5 protein-coding genes are annotated in these 5,395 nt (G+C 75.0%); 3 read left to right on the forward strand and 2 right to left on the reverse strand.

Going from position 1 to position 5,395, the window contains the following annotated elements; genetic code table 11:
* Nucleotides 1-174: 174 nt before the first annotated feature.
* Nucleotides 175-753 carry an FxsA family protein gene (locus LCD35_RS29335; RefSeq protein ID WP_224960282.1) on the reverse strand — a complete coding sequence of 193 codons (579 nt, stop codon included), beginning with the start codon at nucleotides 751-753 and terminating at the stop codon, nucleotides 175-177.
* A gap of 165 nt (nucleotides 754-918) precedes the next feature.
* Here LCD35_RS29335 and LCD35_RS29340 point away from each other — a divergent pair, with 165 nt between their 5' ends.
* A complete protein-coding gene (locus tag LCD35_RS29340) occupies nucleotides 919-1,995 on the forward strand; it encodes a GDSL-type esterase/lipase family protein (protein WP_224967618.1) in 1,077 nt (358 codons plus the stop codon).
* Nucleotides 1,996-2,028: 33 nt separating this feature from the next.
* Here the strand turns inward: LCD35_RS29340 and LCD35_RS29345 are convergent, their stop codons facing one another.
* On the reverse strand, nucleotides 2,029-2,523 hold the full coding sequence (locus LCD35_RS29345) for a GtrA family protein (protein WP_224960279.1): 495 nt from the start codon (nucleotides 2,521-2,523) through the stop codon (nucleotides 2,029-2,031).
* A 173-nt stretch (nucleotides 2,524-2,696) separates the two neighbouring features.
* Here LCD35_RS29345 and LCD35_RS29350 point away from each other — a divergent pair, with 173 nt between their 5' ends.
* Nucleotides 2,697-4,982, forward strand: coding sequence for a glycoside hydrolase family 3 C-terminal domain-containing protein (locus LCD35_RS29350; RefSeq protein ID WP_224960277.1), 2,286 nt, complete (start codon nucleotides 2,697-2,699; stop codon nucleotides 4,980-4,982).
* A gap of 88 nt (nucleotides 4,983-5,070) precedes the next feature.
* Nucleotides 5,071-5,277, forward strand: coding sequence for a hypothetical protein (locus LCD35_RS29355; protein WP_224960275.1), 207 nt, complete (start codon nucleotides 5,071-5,073; stop codon nucleotides 5,275-5,277).
* Nucleotides 5,278-5,395 lie beyond the last annotated feature (118 nt).

A 5,395-nucleotide genomic window follows, 5' to 3' on the forward strand; every position in this document is an offset into this window, starting at 1 on the left:
CCCCCCCCCGGCCCCCCCCCCGCCGCGGGGGGGCGCGGCGCCCCGCCCCCCCCGCCCCCCCGCCCGCGCGGGGGGGGGGGGGGGGGGCGCCCCCCCCCCCCCCCCCCCCCCCCCCACGATCGTTCGCCGAAGCTTACCCGCAGTGCTCGCACGAGCGGCGCCACGCCGGGCGGTTCACCGCGGCGAGCCGCCGTCCGGGCGCTCTGCCTGCGACGACGTTCCCAGCGGCGGGTGCTGGCGGGGGACGTCGTCCTCACTGACCGATACCACTTCACCGTCAATGACGTCCCCGTCACGGCTCCCCGCACCGCGCCCGGCACCGGGGGAACCCGCTCCCGGGAAGCCCGCGGGGAACCCGACGCCACCCGCGTGGGCCCAGAACCGCTGCTGCACCTGCTCGGCGTGGCGTTCGGCACGTCGAGCCAGCCGGCGGCGCACCAGCGCCCGCGTCGGCGGCAGCAGCAGCACCAGTCCCACGACGTCGCTGACGAACCCGGGCAGCGCGATCAGCAGGCCGCCCGCCACGACCAGCACCCCGTCCGCGACCTCCCGCTCCGGTGGCTTGCGCTGCATCGCGGCCTCGTTGAACGCCTGGAGGGAGCGGCGCCCTTCCCTGCGCAGCAGCCAGCTGCCGAGGAACGCGCCCCCGAACAGCAGTCCGATCGTGGGCAGCACGCCGATGGCGCTGCCGACCAGCACCAGCACGCTGATCTCCACGACGCCGATGGCCAGGAGCAGCAGGAGAATGGGCAAAACGACCTCCGGGACAAATCCGCCTCACCCCGTCCAACGCACGGGATGCCCGATTTTCTCCCGCGCGCCCGGACCGGTTTCCACGTGGTGTTGCGCTCACCACCGCCCGGTACCGGCCGTGGTCGCGCGCGGGTGCTCATAGACTGATCGGCGATGCGGGCGCACATGTCGAGATTCCTCGCACTGCTGGCGATCTGCGGCGTCCTGGCGCTCGCGGTCCTGGTCAGTGATCAGTACCTGCCGAGCCTGCCGCAGCAGCCCGAACGGCTGCCCGCCGCGGTGGTCACGCTCGGCGACAGCACGCTGTCCGGCGAGGGCGGCGGTCACTACGAGGCGGGCACCAACGGCGAGGGCGGCAACTGGTGCCACCGCTCCCCGGCGGCCCCGGTGCACCAGCTGCGGCTGCCGCCGGACGTGACGCGCATCAACCTGGCGTGCTCCGGCGCGCAGGCCGCGGCCATCGGGGCGGACGGCGACGCCGAGGGTTCCCAGGCCGCGCGGCTGGCCGAGCTGACCCAGCGGTTCCGGATCACCGACGTCGTGGTGCAGGTCGGCGCGAACGACGATCCCGCCTTCACCGACGTGGTGAACCGGTGCGTGGAGGCGTGGGCGACCCGGGTGCCCGGCGGCTGCGCCGAGCAGATGCGGGACCTGTGGCCGCAGCGGGTCGCGGCGATGCGGCCGAAGGTCGTGTCCGCGCTGCGCGAGGTGCGGGCCGCGATGGAGCGCTCCGGGTACACGCCCGCCGCCTACTCGCTGGTGGTGCAGTCCTACGCGTCGCCGGTGGGTCCGGACGTGGACCCGCGGCTGAACAACCTCTCCGGCTGCCCGTTCCAGACCGGTGACCTGGAATGGATCCGCGACACCGGGGTCCCGCAGCTGTCCGAGGGGCTGCGCGCGGCCGCCGACGAGGTGGGGGCGCGGTTCCTGGACCTGTCCCGCGCCGGGATCGGCCGGGAGGCCTGCACCGCGGACACCGCCGAGGACACCCCGGCCGGGCAGGTGCCCTCGCCACGGGACGGCGAGCAGGAGTGGTTCACCCGGCTCACCGTGGACTGGGGCAGCCTGCAGGACGACTACCGGGCGCCGCACGCGATGCAGGAGTCGTTCCACGCCAACGCGGCCGGGCACCGGGCCCTCGCCGGCTGCCTGAGCGAGTTCCTGGCGGGCACCGAGGAGCGGGCCGCCTGCGCGGCCGACGAGACGGGCGAACTGCACGCCGTGCCCGCCCCGCAGCCCTGATCCCGTGAACGCGACCGCCGTGCGCCGGACCGCTCAGGCCGCCGCCGGGATCGGGCGTCCCCCGGCCGGCCGGTGCCGGTCGCGGTGGAAGACCCAGAGGCGGAGCGCGGTGAACCGGGTGATGCCGCCCGCGACGCTCATCACCGCCACGGCGACCGCTTCGGCCACGCTGCCCGCATCGGCGTCGACCAGCCGCAGCAGGGCCAGCGCCGCGCTGCTGGAGACGCAGTAGAACAGGAACGTCGCCGCCGTCTGCAGGTGCATCCGCAGCCGCCGCTCCGGCAGCCCGGTGAACACGAAACGCCGGTGCAGCGCGCTGGAGCCGATCGTGGTCACCAGCAGCGCCAGCACGTTCGCGGGCCCGGTGGCGAAGGTGCCGCGCAGCAGCAGGTAGAGCAGCGCGTTCACCGCCGTCGTCGCTCCCCCGACCGCGGTGAACAGCACGGCCCGCCCGGTCGTGCCGCCGCGCAGCGCCGCGAGCGCCCGGCTGGTCCGCTCCGCCCACGACGGTCGTCGATCACCGCGCACCGCTCACCTCCGGCTCGGTCGCCCGCATCGATCGGTCTCGACGCTAGGTGAGCAGTGCGTCCGCCCGCGTTGAGGAACCTGGGAATCAGCTGGGAACCGGCGGACGGGGCGCTCGGACCCGCGCACGCGGTGGGACGATCTCGGCAGTACCGGAACCGTCGAGGGGAGTCGTGATGGCCGCAACACCGGAGACCGGAGTGGACGGAGCCGGCGACGTCGCGGGGCTGCTGCGCTCGCTGACGCTGGAGCAGAAGGTGGCGTTGCTGGACGGCACCGACTTCTGGCGCACCGAAGCGATCTCCGACGCGGACGTCCCGTCGATCATGCTCACCGACGGCCCGCACGGGCTGCGCAAGCAGCGCACCGGGGGCGATCACCTCGGGTTGGCCGACAGCGTGCCCGCGACCTGCTTCCCCACCGCAGCCGGACTCGCCGCCACCTGGAACGAGGAGCTGCTGCACGAGGTCGGGGCGGCGCTGGGCGCCGAGTGCCGCGCGGAGGACGTGGCGGTGCTGCTGGGCCCGGGCGTGAACATGAAGCGCAGCCCGTTGTGCGGCCGGAACTTCGAGTACTTCGCCGAGGACCCGCTGCTGGCCGGGCGGCTGGCGGCGGCGCTGGTGCGGGGCGTGCAGTCCCGCGGGGTGGGCACCTCGGTGAAGCACTTCGCGGTGAACAACCAGGAGACCGACCGGCTCACCGTCTCCGCCGAGGTGGACGAGCGGACCCTGCGCGAGATCTACCTGCCCGCGTTCGAGCACGTGGTGCGGGAGGCACGGCCGTGGACGGTGATGTGCTCCTACAACCGGATCAACGGGGTGCACGCGGCGGAGAACCGGTGGCTGCTGACCGAGCTGCTGCGCGAGGAGTGGGGCTTCGACGGCCTCGTCGTGTCGGACTGGGGCGCGGTGGGCGATCGGGCCGCGAGCCTGCGCGCCGGGCTCGACCTGGAGATGCCGTCGTCCGGTGGCGCCGGGAGCGCGGTGGTCCTGGCGGCGCTGCGGGCCGGGGAACTCGACGAGCGGGACGTGGACGCGGCCGCCGAGCGGGTGCTGCGCCTGGTGCGGCGGGCCACCACCGAGCTGCCCGCCGCGGACGGCTTCGACGCGGCCGAGCACCGAGCGCTGGCGGAGCGCGCCGCGGTGGAGAGCGCGGTGCTGCTCAAGAACGACGACGACGTCCTGCCGCTGGATCCGCCGCGGACCCGGGTGGCGGTGCTGGGCGAGTTCGCCCGCACCCCGCGCTACCAGGGCGCGGGCAGTTCGCAGGTGGTGCCGACGCAGCTGGACGACGCCCTCGGCGCGCTGCGCGGGGCCGGGTTCGCCGCGCTGGAGTTCGCGCCCGGCTACGAGGTGGCGGCCGAGGCCGCGGACCCCGAGCTGATCGCCGAGGCGGTGGAACGGGCCGCGGCGGCCGAGGTGGCGGTGCTGTTCCTCGGCCTGCCGCCCTCGGCCGAGTCCGAGGGCTACGACCGCGAGCACCTGTCGCTGCCCGAACCGCAGCTGCGGCTGCTGCGGGAGGTGGCGGCGGTGAACGAGCGCGTCGTGGTGGTGCTGGCCGGCGGCTCGGTGGTCACGGTCGCCGAGTGGGAGCGGCACGCGCAGGCGGTGCTGCACGGCTGGCTGCCCGGGCAGGCCGGCGGCCACGCGCTGGCCGCGCTGCTCACCGGGGCCGCGAACCCGTCGGGACGGCTGGCGGAGACGATCCCGGTGCGGCTGGCGCACAACCCGGCGACCGGCGCCTTCCCCGGCGAGCACGGGTCGGTGCGCTACGGCGAGGGACTGCTGATCGGCTACCGCTGGTACGACGCGCACGAGCTGCCGGTGAGCCACGAGTTCGGCGCGGGCCTGTCCTACACGACCTTCGAGCAGTCGGACCTGGCGGTCGAGGTGGTCGAGGACGGACCGGATCCGCGGGTGGTGGTCTCGCTCACCGTCACCAACACCGGTGCGCGCGCGGGGCAGGAGGTCGTGCAGCTCTACGTGGCCGACTCGCGCTGCTCGGTGTCCCGGCCGCAGCAGGAGCTCAAGGCGTTCGCCAAGGTCGCGCTGGAACCCGGCGCTGAGACCCGGGTGGTGCTGGAGCTGGACCGCCGCGCGTTCGCCTTCTGGCACACCCCGCTGGGCCGCTGGGTGGTGGAGGGCGGCGAGTTCGAGCTGCGCGCCGCGGCATCCTCGCGGGACGTCCGGCTGACCTCGACGATCCGGCTGGCCGGGGAGCCGGTGACCGACCCGCTGACCCCGCGGTCCGAGCTGGGTGCCTGGCTGGACCACCCGGTGGCGGGGGAGCTGCTGCGGGAGGCGCTGGCGGCGAGCCCGATGGCGGAGCTGGCGGCGGACCCGCAGCACGCGATGATGCTGCGCCCGTTCCCCGCGGACCGGATCACCCGCTTCCCCGGCGTCCCGCTGACGGTGGAGCAGCTGGAGCGCTGGGCGGAGACCGCGAACACCGCCCAGCGGTAGCCCTGCCACCCGGTGCCCGGCCGGGCCGGGCACCGGGGCGCCGCGCCCCGCATCGAGCCGGTTCCGGGGCGCCCGGCACACTGGGGGTGTGGAGACGGTGAAGAACGCGCGCCCCCGGCTGGAAGCCCCGTCGATCGCGGTGTGCGCGCACGTGGGCATCGGGGCGGACGACGCGGTGGCGCGGGCGGCCCGGGACCGGTTGGGCAACGCCGTGGCGAACTACCGGCGCCGCTGGACGACCGCGGACGGCGACCGCCCGGTGGAGAACCGACTCCTCCCCGGCGACTCCGCCTGACCTAGCAGTCGTCTTTCAACTGGATCTGCGGAGCACTCGGGTGGCGGAACCTCAGCGGTTCCCTCGCTGCGGGATCTTTTTCCCGAGTGGCTCCGCCACGAGGGAAAAAGCTGTCCTC

It is taken from the genome of Saccharopolyspora sp. 6V (assembly GCF_020176785.1).
Classification (GTDB): Bacteria; Actinomycetota; Actinomycetes; order Mycobacteriales; family Pseudonocardiaceae; genus Saccharopolyspora_C; species Saccharopolyspora_C gregorii.